Below are 21,718 nucleotides of genomic sequence, written 5' to 3'. Positions count from 1 at the left end.
CAACGGCATAGCTGGGTAGCTATGTATGGACGGGATAAGTGCTGAAAGCATCTAAGCATGAAGCCCCCCTCGAGATGAGATTTCCCAACTTCGGTTATAAGATCCCTCAAAGACGATGAGGTGAATAGGTTCGAGGTGGAAGCGTAGCGATACGTGGAGCTGACGAATACTAATCGATCGAAGACTTAATCAACATAATTGTTCATAAGGTAATGCTTGTGATAAATATACTTACTATCTAGTTTTGAATGTATAACATTCAACAACTTAATCTGGTGCCAATGGCAAAGAGGTCACACCTGTTCCCATGCCGAACACAGAAGTTAAGCTCTTTAGCGCCGATGGTAGTCGGATTTACGTTCCGCGAGAGTAGGACGGTGCCAGGTTATTTCAAAAGCTTCGAAGCAATCATTATTGTTTCGGGGCTTTTTAAATACCGTAAAGGGTTCCTGTCATCCGCATCACACATAGAGATGAAATGTGATCCCCCTCAATCAATACCTTTGTTCATCTATTGCCTATATTCCCGTCATCCTCTCAGTGTGTAACGATTGTTTACAATATCTTCTTAGAGCGCAAAACCTGTCACTATGACATGTTTTCAACTTCAACCTAACTGATACTTGTGCGATCTTATAAAATAAAATATAATACAGATATCAGTTGGCGCAATATTAAGAAAATTTAAACTACTATTCCATTGTACTAAATAACCTCCATTACACGATTCGCACAGGCATCAAGAATATAAAGTTTGGAGGTGTCACACTTTGACACGTAATGCTTAAAAATTAATCATCTTTGGTTTTATTTCTACCATTGGTTCAAGTGTCTTCAGTTTCGCTTGTGCCTTCCATATTTTGAAAAACACAGAAAATAGTTATTTGTACAGTATTTATTTAACTTTGATTGTGATCACAACCATACTTTCTACGCCAATTAGTGGTGTATTTATAGACTCAGTCAACAATAAACGGTTAATTTTGTACTCTCAATTATCAAGTGTGGCTGCACTGATCATTTTTTCTTTGTTATACGATGACAATGTATATATGATTATTTGTTTAGGTCTCTTATTAACGGTTCCTGATGGGATAAACTCTGTCATTATTCAGAAAAACTTACAACGTATCGTGACAGACAATTTAGAGCGTGTGATATCGATTAGACAAACGGTGTCGACATTGACAAGCTTTGTTTCTCCAATCATTGGGGGCATTGTCATTGCATTTATACCGCTGCAAGTCATCGGGATGATGAATATGCTTACTGAAGCGATTTCGATTATTCTTATACAATCATTACCAATTATTAATCACCAACAAATGAAAAGTCAGTTCGTGCACTCTTTTAAAGAAGGTGTGCAATACTTAGTAAAGAAAAAAGAAATTATGACATTTCTCGTTTGTGCGATGTTAAACAACTTTTTAATCAATGTCATAGTTGTTGGCGTACCGATTATTGCGATACAACAGTTGCATCTTAAATCGACACAGTTTGGGATGATTGAATCAGGTTACACGATTGCGCTATTTTTAGTGTCATTTGTGATGTCGATTTATCCTGTGAAAAGAGGGGTCACATTATTTTATAAGATTGGAATTTTGATTGAAATTGTCACTTTATTTTCACTTGGCGTCTTTTTATTGTACCCACATCAAAATTTGACGTCATTTATCTTTCTGATTGCGACATATATGTTGATTGGTGTAAGTTTACCAATTATTAATACACCTTATGGCGTCTATTTACAGAAGGCAGTAGAGGACGAATATAAAGGGCGCGTCTTTTCGCTGAATTCATCTATTGCACAAGCGATTATACCTGTTTCACTGAGCTTTTTTGGGTTTATCCTTAATGATAATGCCGCACAAGTTTTTATGATTGATGCGATATTGATGCTCGTCGTCTTAACTGGATTTAGTATCGCTATGAGAAAGTATCAATTTGACTAATATCTCAAAATTTTAAAAAGGAGCAAATGTGAGAGCTGGTTCTCTCAAGTTTGCTCCTTTTGAATCATCTTAAATTAATAACGAATACAGCATTTTGTTTTCGTTAATATAAATGTTTTTAGGGTCAAATTGATTGACGTTACGAATGAGCGTGTCTAGGTCTGCTCTATTTTGAAGTTGAATGCCGATAATGACAGTTCCGGTATTTTGAGAAGACTTCTTCAGATATTCGAACTTGGTAATATCATCGTGTGGTCCAAGCACATCATTCACGAATTGTCTGAGTGCCCCTGGACGTTGTGGGAAATTTAAAATAAAGTAATGCTTCATTTCTTCGTATAATAATGAACGTTCTTCAATTTCTTTCATTCGGTTAATATCGTTATTCCCTCCAGAAACGATACAGACGACATTTTTCCCTTTAATTTGATCTTGGTATTGTTCTAGGGCGCTGACGCTTAATGCGCCGGCAGGTTCTGCAACGATGGCTTGTTTCGAATACATGTCTAAAATAGTTGAACAAACAGCCCCTTCGTCAATTTGCACATAATCATCTAATGCTTTACGACAAATGTTAAATGTAATTTCACCCACACGTGCGACAGAAGCGCCATCGACAAATTTATCGATATTGTCCAATGTCACCACTTCGCCTGCTTGTACGGATTGATACATACTGCTCGCGCCTAATGGTTCCACACCAATCAGTTTGGTAGAAGGGGAATGTGCTTTAAAATAAGTCGCTACACCTGACATAAGCCCGCCACCACCAATAGCGCCGAACACATAATCAATTGTGATATTGTCCGTTTTTGCCGCTTCGATCATTTCTTTTGCTAATGTCCCTTGACCAGCGATCGTATGCACATTATTAAACGGATCAATGAAAGTCATATCGTGTTGTTCAGTATAACTCAGCGCCGACTTTAAGCAATCATCAAATGTATCGCCCTCTAGTTTAATTTCAACGTTGTCACCACCGAAAAATTGAACTTGATTGACTTTTTGTTTTGGTGTTGTCACAGGCATGAAGATAACCGCATGTAAGTTGAGGTATTTGGCTGTAAACGCGACACCTTGCGCATGGTTTCCGGCACTTGCACATGTGATACCTTGGTTTCTCTTTTCTTCTGGTAATACAGCAATGGCATTGTAAGCGCCACGTAGTTTAAATGAACGCACCCATTGAAGATCTTCGCGCTTTAAATATACATTACAATCATATTTGAGCGATAAATAATGATCCTTTTCCAATGGTGTTTCTTTAACAATTGTGTTGAGACGTAAAAATGCATCTTCAACATCTTGGGCTTGAACAGGTGTAGTTTTTACAGACATTGTTCCCACTCCTTAAGTATGTTTTAGTTCATAGTCTTTGATTAATGCTTCATATTTTAATGTGATAGCAATATCATCTAAGCCATTCACAAGTTTTTCTTTCCACGTTTCATCAATGTCAAAGTGATAATTTTGCTCGGGTGTTTGGATGATTTGTTGTGGCAAGTCAATTGTGATTTCAGGATAACGCGCAATCGCTTCTCGTGATGCACGGTCAAGTCGAATCGGCAACAGTGCATTTTTCGTACAGTTCATATAAAAAATGTCACTGAAACTTTCCGCAATAATCACTTGAAAACCGAAATCTTTTAACGCCCATGCGGCATGCTCACGACTCGAACCACAACCGAAATTGTCACCGGTAATTAAAATGGATGCCCCTTCATATTCAGGTTGATTTAAGACGAAATTAGGATTATCTGAACCGTCTTCTAAATAACGCCATTCATCAAAGAGAAAAGGGCCGTAACCTGTTTTAGATATCCGCTTTAAATGGACTTTCGGAATGATTTGATCGGTATCAATATTGTCATGAAATAATGGGACCGTTTTGCCCGAATATTGTGTAATTGCTTTAATTTCCATCACGCTTCAACCACCTTTCTCACATCGACAAAGCGTCCGTGAATTGCCGCAGCTGCAGCCATAGCAGGGGATACCAGATGTGTTCTTGCACCTTTACCTTGACGGCCTTCGAAGTTACGGTTACTCGTTGACGCACAGTGGACACCAGCTGGCACTTGGTCGGGGTTCATACCGAGACACATGCTGCATCCAGGTTCTCTCCATTCAAAACCAGCATCTTTAAAAATTGTATCTAGGCCCATGGCTTCAGCCTCTTTCTTTACTTGACGTGAGCCAGGTACGACAATCGCTGTAATGTTTTCGTGTACTTGATTACCTTTGACGATGTGACTGGCTTCAACTAAATCGGAAATACGTGCATTCGTACATGAACCGAGGAACACATAGCCTAACGGAATATCTGTCGCAAGTTGACCTGGTTTTAAGCCCATATATTGATACGCACGTTCGTCATTGACATTTTGAATCTCTGGGAATGGTGTACTAAAGCTGACACCCATTTCAGGACTCGTGCCCCAAGTGACTTGTGGTTCTAATGCTGTCACATCTAATTCAATGATTTTATCGAATTGCGCGTCGTCATCACTGTATAGTTTACGCCAATCATCAAGTTTGTCCTCAATGTTTTGTGCGTAACGACGTCCTTCAAGGTATGCAAAAGTCGTGTTATCTGGTTGAATCAGTCCGTATTTTGCACCTGCTTCAATCGCCATATTACAAATTGTCATACGACCCTCCATCGACAAATTGCGAATCGTTTCTCCAGCAAATTCCAGTGCATAACCTGTACCAAAGTCAACGCCGTGTTGATTGATTAAATGCAAAATAATGTCTTTCGCATAAACACCTTTAGGAAGTTGCCCGGTTACGTTAATTTTTAAATTTTTCGGTTTCGTTTGCCATAGCGTTTGTGTAGCAAATACATGCTCAACTTCACTCGTCCCGATACCGAACGCAATCGCACCGAATGCGCCGTGTGTTGCAGTATGGGAGTCGCCACAAACAATCGTTTTACCCGGTTGCGTTAACCCCATTTCAGGTCCGACCATATGTACGATACCTTGTTCATCAGAGCCCATATCAAACAATGTGACGTTAAAGTCTTTACAGTTTTGTTGTAACGCTTGAATTTGCTTGTTTGCGATATCATCTTTAATGTTGAAAATATCGACCGTTGGTACATTGTGATCTAATGTGCCAAACGTTAAATCAGGTCTTCGTAAAGTTCGTTTTTGCATTCTGAGCCCTTCAAATGCTTGCGGTGACGTCACCTCATGTATCAAATGCAAATCAATGTATAACAATTGCGGTTCACCTTGTTGCCCGGTAATCGTATGTTGGTCCCAAATTTTATCGAAAAGTGTACGCCCCATTCGTTATGCCCCCTTAATGAATGCTTTAAAATGTTTGAAAATGTCCGTAGTGCCGTATTGCCCCCCAAGATCAGCTGTTGTGATCCCTTTAGCTATTAATGTATCGACCGTTGTTTCAATAATTGTTGCCATATCATCTCGTTCAGCTGATTCTCGTAAACACATAGCGAGTGACAACAACATGCCAAACGGATTGGCTTTATTTTGACCGGCGATGTCAGGTGCTGAGCCATGAATCGGTTCGTATAATTTTGGTCCACCTTCACTAAAACTTGCGGAAGGGGAGAGTCCTAGTGAACCAGGTAGCATCGACGCTTCATCACTTAGAATATCGCCAAATAAATTTTCAGTGATGATAACATCAAAATCAGCAGGTCGTTTGATTAAATGCATACTACATGCATCAACAAGTAAATGTTCGACCGTAACGTCAGGATATTGTTCAGCGACTTCATTAACAGTACGACGCCACAATTGACTGCTGGCAAGTACATTTTCTTTATCAACAGATGTGAGCTTTTGGCGACGTGATTGAGCCAATTGAAAACCGACATGCGCAATGCGTATAATTTCCTCTTTCGTATAAGTCATTGAATCACGTGCTTCATCGTCTTTCAGGTAGCGTGGCTCGCCAAAGTAGATGCCACTCGTCAACTCTCTAACGATAACAAGGTCGGTATTTTCGACAATGGATTGCTTTAACGGTGATAAATACGCCATGTCTGTTGTCACACGTGTAGGTCGAATATTGGCATATAAATTCAATGCTTTTCGCAAATTCAGTAAACCTTGTTCAGGACGACATTGTGGGTTCGTCCATTGAGGGCCACCAATCGCACCGAGTAAAATAGCATCTGCACGTTGACAAGCATCTAATGTTGCATCAGGTAGGGGCGTGCCATATTGATCAATGGCACAACCTCCCATCGCATAACTGTCCACCGTATAATCAAAATCAACTTGAGATGCAAGTGCGTCCAAACAATCCAATGTACCTGACATAATTTCTGGTCCAATGCCATCGCCAGGTAAAGCTACAATTTTAAAAGTCATTGTGCGACACCTTCTTTTTGAATGGATTGCACCGATTTACTTATCGCTTCAACATAGGCTTTGCATGAGGCATATAAAATATCGTGGTCAAAACCAACACCTACATATTCTTGGCCATTGACTTCTACTTGTACATGAACTTCAGCTTGTGCATCGCGGCCTTCAGACACGGCATCAATACGATAATCTAACAGTACAGATTCGACATTGAAAATACGATCGACCGCATTATAAATCGCAACAATGGAGCCGGTACCAATACTAGAATCTTGATAATGTTGATCATCATTATCGCGAACGACCACAACAGCACTTTGAAGGCCATTCGATACAAATTGAAGCTGTAGTGTTTCAAGATGGTAGGCGACATGTTTATCATGCTCACTATTTTGAATCAATGCGTGAATATCTTGATCAGTGACGTGTTTTTTCTTGTCGGCAATCCCTTTAAACGCTTTAAACAATACTTTTTGCTCTTCTAAATCAATGTCATATCCGAGTTGTTTCAATTTATCCTGGAACGCATGTTTACCTGATAATTTTCCCAGTGGCAGTTCCGTTTTTTTCACACCAACGAGTTTTGGGGTCATAATTTCGTACGTTTCCGGGTTTTTCAAGAAACCATCTTGATGTATACCAGACTCATGACTAAACGCATTTTTCCCGACAATCGCTTTATTACGTGGTACTCTCAATCCAGCATAGCGTGCGACCATATCAGAAGTTTGCTTCGTCAATTCGAGTTGAATTTGCGTTTGAATTTGATAATGATCTTGACGGACGTATAAACCTAATACGACCTCTTCAAGTGCAGTATTTCCGGCACGTTCACCAATCCCATTGACCGTTCCTTCAATACGTGTCGCACCATTTTCGATGGCAGCCATGCTATTTGCTACAGCTAAGCCAAGGTCATCATGACAATGGGCACTGTACGTAATTGGGACTTCCGACTTGATTTTTTCTGTGAGTGCTTTGAAAATGTTGCCATATTCAGTTGGATACGTATAGCCCACCGTATCAGGAATATTGATAACAGTTGCCCCTGCATCTACTGCAGTTTGTACACTTTGGATTAAGAATGGCAACGGTGTCCGTGTCGCATCCTCTGGTGAAAATTGAACGATATCAAAACGTTCTTTTGCATAACTCACATGTGTCGTTATCGCTTCGAGCACTTCAGCTTCCGTCATATGAAGCTTTGACTCTAAGTGAATAGGGCTCGTTGCAATAAAGACATGGATAGAAGGGGAAACGGCATCTTTTGTCGCTTCGTATACGGCATCGATATCAGACTTTAAGCAACGTGCTAAACCTGTAACAGTGGTATGTTTTAACGTTCGAGCGATTGCTTGTACAGAATCAAAGCTGCCTTGACTTGAAGCGGGAAAGCCAGCCTCAATAACATCGACACCCCATTTTTCGAGTTGTTCGGCCAGTTTTAATCGTTCTTCAAAGGAAAAGCTGACGCCTGGTGTTTGTTCGCCATCGCGTAGTGTAGTATCAAAAATCTGAATATGACTAGACATTTTCATTCACTCCTTAAAAAATTATTTTTGAATGCTTTTCGATTTAATAAATGGCATCATTTCACGTAAAGATTGACCGACTGCTGTAATTTGATGTCCTTGTTGTGCTTCACGCATTTGTTTAAATGATTTAAAGCCATCTTCATTATCTTTAATGAAACGAGTGCTAAATGTACCGTCTTGAATATCTTTTAATACAGCTTTCATATTTTCTTTCGTTTCTTCTGTAATGACACGTGGACCTGATACGTAGTCACCAAATTCTGCAGTGTTCGAAATAGAATAACGCATGTTTTCAAGTCCGCCCTCATACATTAAGTCAACGATCAGTTTCATTTCATGTAACACTTCGAAGTAGGCGATTTCTGGCTGGTAACCTGCTTCCACTAACACTTCAAAACCGCTTTGGATGAGACGTGTCACGCCACCACAAAGGACAGCTTGTTCACCGAATAAATCCGTTTCAGTTTCTTCTTTAAATGATGTTTCTAATACGCCTGCACGTGTTGAACCGATCCCTTTCGCGTAACTTAATGCCAAATCACGTGCTTCACCCGATGCATCTTGTTGCACAGCGAATAATGCTGGTACGGCTGAACCCTCAACAAATGTACGTCTAACTAAATGACCTGGACCTTTTGGCGCAACGAGGAAAACATCCACATCACTCGGTGGTTGGATCACGTCAAATTGAATATTAAAGCCGTGCGCAAATGCTAATGCGTTGCCTGCTTCTAAGTTAGGCTCGATTTCATTTTTGTACACGTCACCTTGAATTTCATCAGGGAGTAACACCATCACCACATCGGCTTGTTTGACAGCTTCTGCTACGGTGTAAACATTAAAACCATCTTCTTCTGCTTGGTCGAATGAACGTCCAGGGCGAATACCGATTACGACATCATAGCCATTGTCTTTTAAGTTTTGTGCGTGGGCATGACCTTGTGAACCATAACCAATAACCGCAATTTTTTTACCTTGTAATACATCTTTCTCTACTGATGAATCATAATAAACTTTTGTCATATTAAAATGCCTCCAAATAATATTTTTTGATTTTTCAAATAATTCCAGCTGTACCAGTACGTGCAACTTGCTCAATATGAAATGATGATAGATCGTCTAAAAGGTGGTTCAATGTGTATTGCGGGCCAGTAGCTTGTAAATACAAATATTGACCGTTTTCCTTCAAAATAGAAACTAGCGCATCATACGGTTGTAATACTTTATCAAATTGCTGTTGTGGTATCGGCTTTTTTAGTTTAATGAGTAGTAATTCGCGATTAAACGTATTAATGTTCGTAATATCTTCAACTGTTAACGTATTGACTTGCTTAATTAACTGTTGAATGATCGTACGTTGTTTTTCGTCATCAGGTACTTCAGCGATAAACGTAATTTCTGAAATCCCTTCATCTAACGTCGGTGTGGCAGTAATACTCACGATATTGATTTGGCGTCTTACGAATAAACTTGTTAATCGGTTGAGTGTGCCGGCTTTATCGAAAACGCGTAATTTGAATGTTCGTCTCATAACAGTCCCTCCATCTCATGGTTCGCTTTGCCACTTGGTACCATAGGCAATACAGGTTCTACTGGTGAAATGCGAATTTCAATTAATGCAGGACCATTGTGTAAAAATGCCGCATCGATTTGCGCTTCTAAACATTTCGGGTCATCGATTAAAAAGCCTTTAACACCATAGGCTTCACTCATTTTCATGAAGTCAGGTTGATCGTTAAATACTGAATGTGAAAAACGTTGGTTAAAGAATTTGTCTTGCCATTGTTTCACCATTCCGAGCGTACCGTTGTTAATCAATACGATTTTAATATTTAAGTTAAATTCGTTCAGCAATGCCATTTCTTGGTTCGTCATTTGAAAACCGCCATCACCGACAAATGCTACGACAGTTTCATTTGGTTTTGCAAATTTTGCACCGATAGCGGCTGGGATACCGAATCCCATTGTTCCGAGTCCACCACTTGTAATCAGTTGACCGTACGTTTGGAAAGGGTAGAACTGAGCCACCCACATTTGGTGTTGGCCGACATCTGTTGCTACATAAGCTTTACCTTGTGTAATTTCACCAATGTATTCAATTGCACGTTGGGGCTTACAAAACTTTTCAAGCGGATCATCGACATATTTGAATGGATGTTTGTCTTGATAGCCTTTAATCGTTGTTAGCCATGCATCGTGATTGATTTTTTCCGTATCATATTTTAATAACGCTTCAATCACATTTTTAACATCTGCTACAATACCAAGGTCAGTTTTAATGATTTTGTCGATTTCTGACGGGTCAATATCGACATGTACAATGGTTGCATTTGGCGCAAATTCATCTGGATTACTTGCTAAACGGTCATCAAATCGCGAGCCAAAGTTAATGAGTAAGTCACATTCCGTCAATGCCATATTACTTGCATAGGAACCGTGCATGCCACCCATACCTAAGAAGTGGGGGTCATCATAAGGAATCGCACCTAAACCGTGAAGCGTCGTCACGACAGGAATTTGATATTTGTCGACTAACTGCCGTAATTGCGAATTCGATTTAGAGAAATGAATCCCTGCACCAGCTAAAATGACAGGGCGCTCTGACGTTTTTAAATAATCATTCAGTTTTTGAATTTCATCAATGTCAGGCTTTGTATTGACGTAATAGCCAGGTGTATTGACTGTATTATCGACGGGTGAATCTGTTGATAAAATGCCCATATCTTTCGGAAAATCAATCACTACCGGTCCTTTACGACCAGAATTTGCGACATGAAAAGCTTCTTTAATAATGCGCGGAATTTCTTTCACATCGTTGACTTGATAATTATGTTTCGTAATCGCCGTTGTCATTGATAAAATGTCTGCTTCTTGGAAAGCGTCTTTACCAATGCCTGGTGTCGCCACTTGACCAGTAATAACGATGAGTGGCAGCGAATCACTGTATGCATCTGCAATGCCTGTAATCGCATTCGTTGCTCCAGGACCACTCGTTACGACTACGACACCTGGCTTACCACTTACGCGCGCATAACCTTCTGCCGCATGGGTTGCACCTTGTTCATGACGGTAGAGAATATGCTTGATTTGCTCGTTGTAAAATGTGTCGTAAAGGGGGAGTACAGCCCCGCCAGGATAACCGAATATGTACTCAACGCCTTCTTCTAAAAATGCATCAACTAACAATTGTGCACCAGACTTTAAAGCGTTCGTATCAGGTTGCAGTGTTGTTTCTTCTGACTCATTGTGATTTTGTGGCACAGTATGATGAGTTTGCGTCATTTGGAACCCCTCCATTTTTATTAAAGTAAGTCTTCAGGAACTTGCATTACGCCACCTGTATTGGCGCTTGTCACTAATGCTGTATAACGTGCGAGATAACCCGTTTTCACTTTCGCTTTGAATGGTTGACGATGTGCTTGACGTTCTGCGAGTACCACGTCATCAACATGTAAAGTGAGGTCGCGATTCACAAGATCAATCGTAATGTCATCACCATCTTCAATTAAGCCGATTGGACCTCCTGCAGCAGCTTCTGGTGAAATGTGACCGACTGCAATACCTCTTGTGGCACCTGAAAAGCGGCCATCTGTAATCAATGCAACATCTTTCCCAAGACCGCGTCCGACGATAGATGAAGTAGGGGCTAACATTTCTGGCATGCCTGGTCCACCTTTAGGACCTTCATAGCGAATGACAACGACATGTCCAGCACGCACCGTATGGTTATCAATCGCTTCAACCGCTTCATCATGACTGTCAAAACAAATCGCTTTTCCTTTAAAGGTCTTAATAGATGGATCAACACCACCGACTTTAATCACCGCACCATCTGGAGCAATATTACCGTAAAGAATTGACAGCCCACCTTGTTGATCGTATGGATTGTCTAAACGACGAATCACGACATCATTCGTAATTGCTTTATCTTGGTTATTTTCTCTTAAAGTTTTACCAGTAACAGTGATACGATCTGGATGAAGTACACCTTCTTTTTTCATCAGTTCATTAATGATGGCCGGGACACCGCCCGCTTGATGGACATCATCCATAGAATAAGATGAACTTGGAGCAATTTTAGATAAATAAGGTGTCTTTTTCGCAATTTCATTAATACGTGTTAAATCATAATCAATGCCTGCTTCTTTAGCGATGGCAAGTGTGTGCAGTACAGTATTTGTAGAACCACCCATCGCCATATCTAATGCAAATGCGTCGTCAATTGCTTCTTTTGTTACGATATCACGCGGTTTTAAGTCATTTTTAACATTTTCAACAAGTTGTTTCGCAGCGGCACGAATCATTTCACGACGTTGATCACTGACTGCTAGTGCTGTCCCGTTGTATGGTAGGGCTAAACCTAATACTTCCATTAAGCAGTTCATCGAGTTCGCTGTGAACATGCCTGAACAAGAACCACAAGTCGGACATGCATTTTGTTCCATATCTAAAAATTCCTCTTTAGTCATCGCGCCTTCTTTAAATGCACCAACCGCTTCAAACATAGATGAGAGAGTGAGTGCTTTCCCTTGAGCTGACAAACCGGCTTTCATTGGACCACCAGAACAGAATATCGCAGGGACGTTCGTTCTCATCGCGGCCATCAACATCCCTGGTGTAATTTTGTCACAGTTCGGAATGTAAAAAACCCCATCAAACCAGTGTGCATTAATAACGGTTTCAGCCGCATCTGCAATAATTTCACGACTCGGTAATGAATAACGCATCCCGATATGGCCCATCGCGATACCATCATCCACACCAATCGTATTAAATTCAAATGGGACACCGCCTGCTTCACGAATAGCCTCTTTCGCGATATCACCAAGTTCGCGTAAATGCACGTGTCCCGGAACGATATCAATATAAGAATTACAAATTGCGATAAATGGTTTGTCCATGTCAGTAGGGGATTTTATTTGACCTGTTGCATGTAACAAACTCCTCGCCGGTGCTTGGTGATCTCCTTTTTTAATCATGTCACTTCTCATCTCAAATGCCTCCTCGGTTTTTCAAATAAAAAAGGTACGCCCCAAAATTGAATCTGGGACGTACCTTGTAAGTCCCATTCAACTAGAAATAGGACTTAAGCGTTTAGTAATATTGCTACTAAAGCTCCAGTCCTGAGCGTAATAATAAAATGATAATATTATGATTTTGTACAGTATGGGTCATCATTGTATGTCTTTTCATTGTACATACGCTCCTTTTCTGTCGTGAATGGGTCAAACTCGCTACATCGTTAACTGTTCATCTCGTATACAATGTAGACGATTAGATGTGTGAATTAACATTAAACGCACTTTAATGTTAAGAATAGAAAGAATTATCTAAAAATTAGATGTCATTAATTTACCTTATATTAGAAAAGAAGTCAACAGTAAATCAAAAAAATTCTGAAAATATTTTAGGTGCGCGGTGAAGCGAAAAATTCCATTAGTGGTGAGCTTTAAATGTTCCAGTAAGTTGATAAGGTCAAAATGATAAAAATTTGTTACAATAGGTTAGAAAATCGAGTCAGGAGTGCGAACGAAATGAGAATTAAAAACAAAACAGCGATGCAAGCATTTGCGAATCAACTTGCAACTTATCTCAAAGCACAAGATGTATTGTTATTAGATGGCGACCTAGGTGCTGGAAAAACAACTTTAAGTCAATTTATCGGACAGGCGTTAGGTGTAAAACGTCCTATCAGTTCACCGACTTTTAATATTATCAAATCATATCGAGGTACCCATTTGAAATTTCATCACATGGATTGTTATCGATTAGAAGATTCTGATGAAGACTTAGGATTTGATGAGTTTTTTGAGGATGAAGCGGTGACTGTAGTGGAATGGAGTCAATTTATTCAAGACTATTTGCCACCACATTATTTGAAAATCAACATTCAAACGATAAACGAAACAGAACGAGAGCTGAGTTTTGAAGCACATGGCTCACATTTTGAAGAGATAAAGGAGGCCATCGAACATGTACAGTTTACTGATTGATAGTGCCAATCAGCCATTATCAGTAGCGATTATGCAAGAGGGTCACGTATTGATAACGCATACGACAACGATAAAACGTAATCACTCGGTGCAGCTCATGCCACTCATTGAATGGTTATTACAACAAGCACAATTGAAGCCGAAAGATTTAGATGAAATTATTGTCACAGAAGGTCCTGGTTCGTATACAGGATTACGTATCGGGGTGACGACAGCGAAAACACTTGCTTACACATTGAATATTCGATTGTATGGCGTGTCATCGTTAAAAGCGATTGCAGCACAAATTCAATATTCTGATGCGTATATTATTCCAGTCATCAATGCGAGACGACAACACGTTTATGCCGGTGTTTATCAATGGCAACAAGGTGAACTTGTTAATGTGATGTCGGATCAATATATACCACTCGATAGGTTAATTGAGCAATGGACAACAAACGACAACGTTATCTTTGTAGGTGAAGATGTGGCACAATTTGAAACGGAATTAGCACCCTTTAAACGATTAAGTGCGCCCCCTCGAGCGGATCAAATGTACCCACATAAAGGAGCGCCACGCGATATTCATACCTTTACACCGCAATATTTAAAACTATCGGAGGCGGAACAAAATTGGCTGAATCAACAAAAATAGAAGATCAGCTTCAAATTAGACGTATGTCCCATGAAGATGTGCCTGAAGTGTTTGACCTAGAGCAGGCGAGTTTTCAACATAGTTCATGGACGATTGATGCCTTTTATTATGAACTGGAACAAAATAACTTTGCACATTATTTCGTGCTCGAATATGACCAACGCATTATCGGTTACTTAGGTTTATGGGTCGTGGTCGATCAAGCACAAGTGACAACTATTGCGATAGATGCAGCCTATCAAGGTCATGGACTAGGACAAATGCTATTAAAATATGGGATGAACTATGTGGGGTCTATAGCGACAGTGATGAGTTTAGAAGTACGTGTCGATAATGTCGTTGCACAACATGTGTATCGAAAGCTCGGTTTCCAATTTGGAGGCAAACGAAAAAATTATTATGGTGATGGAGAGGATGCATTAGTCATGTGGGTGAATTTATATGAATGAACAAACAAAGATTCTTGCACTTGAAACGAGTTGTGACGAAACAAGTGTGAGTGTCATTGAAAATGGTCAAACGATTTTAAGTAACAGCGTATTAAGCCAAATTGAGAGTCATCAACGTTTTGGAGGAGTCGTTCCAGAAGTGGCGAGTCGTCATCACGTTGAAAACATTACGGTCATGATTGAAGAAGCGTTACAACAGGCCCATACATCAATTGAAGATGTGGATGCTGTCGCGGTTACACAAGGACCTGGACTGATTGGGGCGTTACTCGTTGGTGTGAATGCTGCGAAGGCACTGGCTTTTGCGAATGATAAGCCGCTCATTCCAGTCCATCATATTGCCGGTCATGTTTATGCCAATCAACTTCAAAGTGGCTTGAAATTTCCATTGATTGCCTTAATTGTTTCAGGTGGTCATACAGAGCTTGTCTACATGGAGAATCATTTGCAATTTGAAGTGATAGGGGAAACACGTGACGATGCAGTTGGTGAAGCGTATGATAAAGTTGCACGTAAAATTGGCTTACCATATCCAGGTGGCCCTGCCATTGACCGACTTGCCGCTCAAGGGGAAGACACTTACGACTTTCCGCGAGTGTGGTTAGAACCGGATAGCTATGACTTTAGTTTTAGTGGTTTAAAGAGTGCAGTCATTAATAAATTACATCAATTAGAACAAAAAGGTGATCCGATTATTCCAGAAAATGTCGCAACAAGCTTCCAAAATAGTGTTGTTGAAGTGCTCGTAGGAAAAGCAATGCGTGCATGTGAAGCGTATGGTGTCAAACAACTCATCGTTGCTGGTGGTGTTGCAAGTAATCGAGGTTTACGTCATGCGTTAGAAGTCGCAACTGCTGAGAAAGGGATAGAGCTTGCAATTCCAGAGCCCAAATTATGTACTGATAATGCGGCGATGATTGGTGCAGCAGCGCATGAAATTTATTTAAAAGGAATTCGTGGAGATATGGCGTTGAACGGTCAAAGTAGTATGGATATCGAGATGTACCGAGATTAAGTTGTTAAGTAGGTCTTGAACATTTCAATTATGCAGAGATTCATGGAGATTGCTGAACCATTCTGCGCTTTCTAACAAAATTTAATCAAAAGGGATTGGGATATTTGGTTTTCCCAGTCCCTTTTCCTACGATTGGTCAAGGGTTCAATAAGTGAAATTGACATTACTGAACTAGACCGTCCAATTTTCACTTTTTTGAATAAGGTGTTATGATGTATATGATTATATGGTTTCGTTAGTGTGGTGCTTTCTGATAATCATATAATTTATTATTGACTATCAAGTAGTGAATAGTCTTTAATAAGCGATTGATACTCGCTATTACGGCAGTCTTGTGGGTTTTCCCATGAGGCTGCTCTCTTAATTTATAATAATAATCCACAATATGGCTTTGATAATGATTTCTTCCCCTAATAATGTTCATAATGATTTAGTACAATAAACGTCTTGCTTTTGATGGAATTATATTCATTATTGATGAAAACATCGACGAAAAATGAGCATAAATTAGATAAAAAGTTGATGCTATTGTTTTCTAGATTTCATAAACTTGCCCTTAGTTTCGCTGTATTTCATATAATATTACCCAGAAGGCTTAGATGCCTGATGGAATGCATACTGCTGACAGTTGCCGCTTCTCTTTAATAGTGGTTACTGTTTATCGCAGCAGCTGTCTGATTTCTCAATGTTTACACTTTTAAGAAGTCGAGTCAGTCATGCGGGGGCAGTACGGCGAAATCTTTGTGACACATGATATTTCTGTAACGCTCCCCCCAATCCATTAACGCGTCAACAAGTGTAACAGTTTAATCAAGTCGAATTGAGTTGAAGGGCTAGCCCCTAGGAAACGCGAAGTCATGAGGGCAATCAAAAACATAATTCGTGGGAGAGGGCAATTTTAACGAGAATATTGCATCAATAACATCAAAAATTTTAATGCCCTATCTCCTTTTGCGTTATATTAATCATTTTTAGTATACTTTTAAGTTTCAAGTTGCTTCACATATGCTTGAGCATCCGTGTAAATACGATTTGGAAACTGCATGATGCGAATTAATTCCAGCGCATTTCTCGTATTTGCCGGTCCTTCTTTAATGTGATAATCAAACACAATTTCTCCGTCGGTCACATGCTCATTAAAGTGATAATTAGCATATTGATGAGCTAAAACTTCTGTTAATTCAATATCATGTGTCGCTGCGATAATTTTTAAATGAGACAGTTGGTTTAAATAATCCAGGACGGCGTGTGAAGCGGCGACACGTTCAGTAGTATTTGTCCCTTTGAAAATTTCATCAATAAAATAATAATGTTGAACGGCTGCATCTTGAAGAAACAATCGTTTGAGTGATTTCAATTCTGCCATAAAGTAACTGTCGCCACTTGTGACATCATCGGCATTTGCCATTGTCGTCTTTACCATACCAGGAGTGTAGTGAAACTTGTCAGCGGTCACTGTACGTATCGCTTGAGCCATGATGAGATTCAATGCGACAGCTTTCATAAATGTTGACTTACCAGAAGCATTAGACCCTGTTATCAAAACATTTTGATTGAAATCGAAGTCATTCGGTACCGCTTCATCAATCAGTGGATGGGTCAAACCTTCAAATGTGACATGATCTGCTTCAACAGGCTCAGACGTATCGTGATGATAACGATATTGATACACTGCTAATAAACTATCCAATTCTCCGATATAGCGGTAACATTCTAAAACGGTATCATAATGTTTAATAAAACGACGAACGAGTGTGGCGTATAAATGAATATCGACTAAAAACATATACTTAAAAACCATTACGAAATATCCTGGAATCGTTTCGACGTTAATTAATAAAAAACGTAACCGCGAAATCGAACTTAATGGTTTTAATGAATGATTGAACTCAGGTGTTATTGTCATTTTTGAAAGTATTTCAGTTTCTCTTACGACCCGTCCCATAATGAAAAGTTGCTTTAAATCTTTTTCTACATAGTAATTGTAACGAAAACTAATAATAATATTGAGAAAGAAAGCAAAACAAATCCATAAAAGACCAATACCTAAATTGAAAAAACTAATCATAAGGCCTACAAACGGCATAGCAAGTAAAAATGCATAAACCCACTGATATTGTTGTTTTAATATGTCTTTGTCATAATTGAGATAAATCGACTTTCCGAGGTCAACGAGTCTTTTCACGATTTCTCGATGCTGATTCGGGTATGGACGCAGCCGCTCTAAAAATTCATAATGAACGAGTGACGTTTGTAATCGTAATGCACTATATAAATGATTTTCACCTATGGACGTGTATGTCGCATTGAGTTTGTCAAACAGGAGATCCATTGATAAATCTGACCATGTTTTGTCGTCGATTATCGTATTTCTAGCAGTATGCCGAGAATTGAAATATGCATCATAAACAGCGTGAGGATTTTCGGTTGTATCAAACCGTGTGAAATGTTCCAAATGGTAAGTCAATATACGTTGATGGCGGATACGACGCACAGTTTCTGTTATCAATGTCATACCAACGAGTGCCACCACAAGCAATAAAATGAAAAAAGTATTCGAACTCATATGTATAAATCCTTTCAATATTTTTAAGATCATATAAATTTTTACACAATATGATGAGTAAATCAATAAATTGTGAAAGCGTTTGAATCATTGGGACATGATTTCAAATTCATGTAGTAGGAAATCTGTCAAGAGGGAACGTGCGTACTTATGCACATTTTGTGAATAACTTGTGTGTAAGTTCGATGCATTTTCGTGGATAAAGTGGGGATAAGTGTGCATAAAGTAAGAAGAAAACCTCTCCTAAATTGTGGATAACTAGAATAACTTTGTGGATAGTTGATATTATCCGATTCTTAATGTGGATGAATTGTCTGTATTTCGCGTATGAAAAATGAGCGGAGTAGAAAATTCCACCACGCTCAATCCATCTCATCTTCAAATTGACTTAATGTGAGTTGTAATTCTTCCCAATTTGTCATCACTTGTTCTAAAGATTGTTCGATACTTGTTCGTTCGTTAGCTAAAGCTTGTGTTTTTTCATAGTCATTCATTGTTGTATCATCGGTCATTGCAACATCAATTGCTGCGATACGTGCTTCTAATTCCGTGATTTTTTGTTCATCCGCTTCAATTTGGCGTTCGATTTTACGTTTTTCACGACGTAACGCTTTTTGGTCTTGATACGTATTTTGTGAACGGGCCGAGTCGTCACTGGTATTGTTGTCTTCACGTTGTTCATCGTATGCAGCAAGGGCGTTTTGTTGCTCTAGCTTTTCTAAGTAATATTGGTAATCACCTAAATACAGATGGCCGCCTGTCTTATTTAAATCAAAAATACGATTGGCAAGTTCATTAATAAAATAACGATCGTGTGATACGAAAATTAAAGTCCCTTCAAAGTTTTTTAATGCTTGTTCTAACATTTCCTTTGAGTCGATGTCAAGATGGTTTGTCGGTTCGTCCAAAATGAGTACATTATTACGCTCTAACATTAATAATGCCAGTTGGAGTCTTGCTTTTTCGCCACCAGAAAGGTCATTAATCACTTTGAGCACTTCATCTTGTGTAAATAAAAAGCGTCCTAACACCGCACGAACATCTTTTTCAGGCATATGAGGGTATTGGTCCCAGACAAAATCTAAAATGGTTTTATTAGAACGGAACTCTGCTTGTTTCTGGTCGTAATAACCAATTTTTAAATTAGCACCTTCAATAATTTGACCGGAGAGAGGGGGAAGTCGTTTCGCTAAAGTTTTAATTAATGTCGATTTCCCAATACCATTCGGTCCGATAATGCCAATGTGATCGCCTTTATTAATTTCAAAACGAATCGGTGCTGTAATCGGTGTACGATAACCTATCTCTAAATCTTGGATATGCATAACGTCATTGCCTGTATTGCGATCGAAATCGAATTGAATGTTCGCACTTCTCGCATCGAGTATGGGCTTTTCGATACGCGTCATTTTTTCTAACATTTTACGACGACTTTTCGCCATACCGCTTGTAGATGCACGGGTAATATTTTTTTCGACGAACGTTTCTAGTCTTTTGATTTCGCTTTGTTGACGTTCATATTCCGCGAGTCGCTTTTGAAAGTATTGATCACGTAACTGAATAAATTTTGCATAATTGCCGACATAATGTTTCACTTCGCCTAGAGAGACGTCATAGATTTGCGTCACAATTTTATCGAGGAAGAAGCGGTCATGTGAAATAATGACGATAGCACCTTTAAAATATTTCAAATAATCTTCTAACCATTCTGTTGTTGCCATGTCTAAATGGTTTGTCGGTTCATCGAGTAATAGCAAGTCTGGCTCACTCAATAACATTTGCGCGAGTGAGAGCCGTGTTTTTTGACCTCCACTAAAATCATTAATAGGTCGGTCGTAATCAGCCTCACTAAAATCAAGGCCATTTAACACAGTTTTGATTTTACTGTCATAATGATAGCCTCCGAGTTGTTCAAATTCATTAGATAATTGTTCATATTTTGCGATATGCGTTTGATATTCCGTCGTTTCATAAGCTTCCGCATGTGCAGCAAGCCAGTCGGTTTCTTCTTGCATACGTTTGCCAATCGCTTTCACTTGTTCAAAAGGTTTTGCCATTTCTTCAAAAACTGTATTTTCAGTATTTAAAGTCATTTGTTGTGTTAAATAGCCGAGTTTTAGACCTTTGATTTTTGAGATGTGGCCTGAGTCATATGATTCTACACCTGCGATAATTTTCATCAATGTGGATTTTCCCGCACCGTTTCGACCTACGATACCAATGCGCTCACCTGTTTTCACTTCAAAATTAACGCCTTCAAAAATTTCTTCGCCATCAAACGATTTCGTAATCTGACTTAACTGCATTAAAATCATAGGGCATACTCCTTTCATTCTTATTTATTGTACAACAAACCCTATATGTATCAAATACTTAATGTTTCCTTATCATATAAATTAAGTTATAATTAAACACACACACTGTGAAAGCTATCACATATATTAGAAATCATATCGGAGGACTTCAAAATGGGAAAATCAATGAACAAAATTCCTAGAGCGACTTTAAAACGTCTCCCTTTGTATTATAGATTTGTGAATACTTTAAAAGCGAAAGGCGAAGATCGTGTTAATTCAAAAGCCATTAGTGAAGGCTTAAATATAGATTCAGCCACAATACGTCGAGATTTTTCTTATTTTGGTGAATTAGGTAAAAAAGGTTACGGTTATAATATTGATAGTTTATTAGAATTTTTTAAATCAGAATTAAGTGATTCAGATATTATCAAAATTGGTATTGTCGGTGTCGGTCACTTAGGTACGGCGTTAATTTCTTACAACTTTTCAATACATGATGATATGACCATTACAGAAGCTTTTGACATTAGAGAAGACATTATCGGTACTACAGTCGGGGATATTACGATTAAGTCGATGGATGACATTAAAGAAACTATTGCTTCAGGAGAATTAGAAGTTGTTATTATTACGACACCTGAATCAGCAGCACAGGCAGTGACTGATCAATTAGTGGAAGCAGGTATCAAAGGTATCTTGAATTTTACGCCTAAACGTGTTCACGCGCCACAATCAGTACAAGTACATCAAATTGACTTAGGGATTGAACTCCAATCGTTACTCTTCTTTATGAAAAATTATGGTACATCTGAAGCGTAAAATAAATCAAGTATAAATATTTTAGTGATTTGTATGAATCAAAGTGTGAGACTTCATCATTTGTTTTTACAAGCAAATGAGCGGTTATAGCAAAGGCTAGGGGAGA

General features: G+C 39.1%; 17 protein-coding genes, 2 rRNA genes and 1 pseudogene. 8 read left to right on the top strand and 12 right to left on the bottom strand.

What is annotated here, in order from left to right; translation table 11 throughout:
• From BJK46_RS11620 to BJK46_RS11610, 3 genes are all read left to right on the top strand, one after another.
• Positions 1 to 193: ribosomal RNA gene (locus tag BJK46_RS11620) — 23S ribosomal RNA — on the top strand; the annotation flags it as partial.
• 78 nt (positions 194 to 271) lie between these two features.
• Positions 272 to 386, top strand: a 5S ribosomal RNA gene (gene rrf / locus BJK46_RS11615).
• A 408-nt stretch (positions 387 to 794) separates the two neighbouring features.
• Entirely contained in the window at positions 795 to 1,955 is a 1,161-nt protein-coding gene (locus BJK46_RS11610) for an MFS transporter (protein ID WP_103263669.1), read from the top strand.
• Between the two features lie 69 nt (positions 1,956 to 2,024).
• Here the strand turns inward: BJK46_RS11610 and ilvA are convergent, their stop codons facing one another.
• Genes ilvA through ilvD form a run of 9 tightly spaced genes read right to left on the bottom strand, consistent with a single transcriptional unit; the run spans position 2,025 to position 12,827 of the window.
• On the bottom strand, positions 2,025 to 3,293 hold the full coding sequence (gene ilvA, locus BJK46_RS11605; protein ID WP_014613387.1) for a threonine ammonia-lyase IlvA: 1,269 nt from the start codon (positions 3,291 to 3,293) through the stop codon (positions 2,025 to 2,027).
• A gap of 12 nt (positions 3,294 to 3,305) precedes the next feature.
• The gene (gene leuD, locus BJK46_RS11600; protein ID WP_014613388.1) at positions 3,306 to 3,878 is read right to left on the bottom strand and encodes a 3-isopropylmalate dehydratase small subunit; all 573 of its coding nucleotides are present in this window, start codon (positions 3,876 to 3,878) and stop codon (positions 3,306 to 3,308) included.
• Positions 3,878 to 5,251 carry a 3-isopropylmalate dehydratase large subunit gene (gene leuC / locus BJK46_RS11595; protein WP_037542560.1) on the bottom strand — a complete coding sequence of 458 codons (1,374 nt, stop codon included), beginning with the start codon at positions 5,249 to 5,251 and terminating at the stop codon, positions 3,878 to 3,880. Before leuC ends, leuD begins: the two co-directional genes overlap by 1 nt.
• Positions 5,252 to 5,254: 3 nt before the next feature.
• Positions 5,255 to 6,304: a 3-isopropylmalate dehydrogenase gene (leuB, locus tag BJK46_RS11590; RefSeq protein WP_020219955.1), complete on the bottom strand. Its 1,050-nt coding sequence runs from the start codon at positions 6,302 to 6,304 to the stop codon at positions 5,255 to 5,257.
• Positions 6,301 to 7,833, bottom strand: a complete 1,533-nt coding sequence (locus tag BJK46_RS11585; RefSeq protein ID WP_103263668.1) for a 2-isopropylmalate synthase — start codon at positions 7,831 to 7,833, stop codon at positions 6,301 to 6,303. Before BJK46_RS11585 ends, leuB begins: the two co-directional genes overlap by 4 nt.
• Before the next feature lie 21 nt (positions 7,834 to 7,854).
• Positions 7,855 to 8,859 (bottom strand): ketol-acid reductoisomerase, encoded by a 1,005-nt coding sequence (gene ilvC / locus BJK46_RS11580; RefSeq protein WP_063278596.1) that lies wholly within the window; start codon positions 8,857 to 8,859, stop codon positions 7,855 to 7,857.
• Between the two features lie 34 nt (positions 8,860 to 8,893).
• Positions 8,894 to 9,367 carry an acetolactate synthase small subunit gene (ilvN, locus tag BJK46_RS11575; RefSeq protein WP_014613393.1) on the bottom strand — a complete coding sequence of 158 codons (474 nt, stop codon included), beginning with the start codon at positions 9,365 to 9,367 and terminating at the stop codon, positions 8,894 to 8,896.
• Positions 9,364 to 11,118 (bottom strand): biosynthetic-type acetolactate synthase large subunit, encoded by a 1,755-nt coding sequence (gene ilvB / locus BJK46_RS11570; protein ID WP_101457718.1) that lies wholly within the window; start codon positions 11,116 to 11,118, stop codon positions 9,364 to 9,366. The genes ilvN and ilvB overlap by 4 nt, the downstream gene beginning before the upstream one ends.
• Before the next feature lie 20 nt (positions 11,119 to 11,138).
• A complete protein-coding gene (gene ilvD, locus BJK46_RS11565; protein ID WP_014613395.1) occupies positions 11,139 to 12,827 on the bottom strand; it encodes a dihydroxy-acid dehydratase in 1,689 nt (562 codons plus the stop codon).
• 543 nt (positions 12,828 to 13,370) lie between these two features.
• Here ilvD and tsaE point away from each other — a divergent pair.
• The 4 genes from tsaE to tsaD are packed head-to-tail and all read left to right on the top strand — an operon-like array spanning position 13,371 to position 15,930.
• Positions 13,371 to 13,829: a tRNA (adenosine(37)-N6)-threonylcarbamoyltransferase complex ATPase subunit type 1 TsaE gene (tsaE, locus tag BJK46_RS11560; protein ID WP_014613396.1), complete on the top strand. Its 459-nt coding sequence runs from the start codon at positions 13,371 to 13,373 to the stop codon at positions 13,827 to 13,829.
• Positions 13,810 to 14,466 carry a tRNA (adenosine(37)-N6)-threonylcarbamoyltransferase complex dimerization subunit type 1 TsaB gene (gene tsaB / locus BJK46_RS11555; protein ID WP_063278594.1) on the top strand — a complete coding sequence of 219 codons (657 nt, stop codon included), beginning with the start codon at positions 13,810 to 13,812 and terminating at the stop codon, positions 14,464 to 14,466. Before tsaE ends, tsaB begins: the two co-directional genes overlap by 20 nt.
• Entirely contained in the window at positions 14,445 to 14,915 is a 471-nt protein-coding gene (gene rimI, locus BJK46_RS11550; RefSeq protein ID WP_014613398.1) for a ribosomal protein S18-alanine N-acetyltransferase, read from the top strand. Before tsaB ends, rimI begins: the two co-directional genes overlap by 22 nt.
• A complete protein-coding gene (gene tsaD / locus BJK46_RS11545) occupies positions 14,908 to 15,930 on the top strand; it encodes a tRNA (adenosine(37)-N6)-threonylcarbamoyltransferase complex transferase subunit TsaD (RefSeq protein ID WP_063278593.1) in 1,023 nt (340 codons plus the stop codon). Before rimI ends, tsaD begins: the two co-directional genes overlap by 8 nt.
• Before the next feature lie 235 nt (positions 15,931 to 16,165).
• Here the strand turns inward: tsaD and BJK46_RS11540 are convergent.
• From BJK46_RS11540 to abc-f, 3 genes and pseudogenes are all read right to left on the bottom strand, one after another.
• A pseudogene (locus BJK46_RS11540) lies at positions 16,166 to 16,384 on the bottom strand (IS110 family transposase); the annotation flags it as partial.
• 528 nt (positions 16,385 to 16,912) lie between these two features.
• On the bottom strand, positions 16,913 to 18,496 hold the full coding sequence (locus tag BJK46_RS11535; RefSeq protein WP_103263714.1) for a MutS-related protein: 1,584 nt from the start codon (positions 18,494 to 18,496) through the stop codon (positions 16,913 to 16,915).
• Positions 18,497 to 18,858: 362 nt separating this feature from the next.
• Positions 18,859 to 20,811, bottom strand: coding sequence for a ribosomal protection-like ABC-F family protein (gene abc-f, locus BJK46_RS11530; RefSeq protein ID WP_103263713.1), 1,953 nt, complete (start codon positions 20,809 to 20,811; stop codon positions 18,859 to 18,861).
• A 153-nt stretch (positions 20,812 to 20,964) separates the two neighbouring features.
• Between abc-f and BJK46_RS11525 the strand changes: the two genes are divergently transcribed.
• Positions 20,965 to 21,612, top strand: coding sequence for a redox-sensing transcriptional repressor Rex (locus BJK46_RS11525; RefSeq protein ID WP_014613403.1), 648 nt, complete (start codon positions 20,965 to 20,967; stop codon positions 21,610 to 21,612).
• Positions 21,613 to 21,718 lie beyond the last annotated feature (106 nt).

Source organism: Staphylococcus pseudintermedius, assembly GCF_001792775.2.
Classification (GTDB): Bacteria; Bacillota; Bacilli; order Staphylococcales; family Staphylococcaceae; genus Staphylococcus; species Staphylococcus pseudintermedius.
Note: the sequence above shows the minus strand (reverse complement) of the source record. Positions and strands in the feature narration are given on the sequence as shown.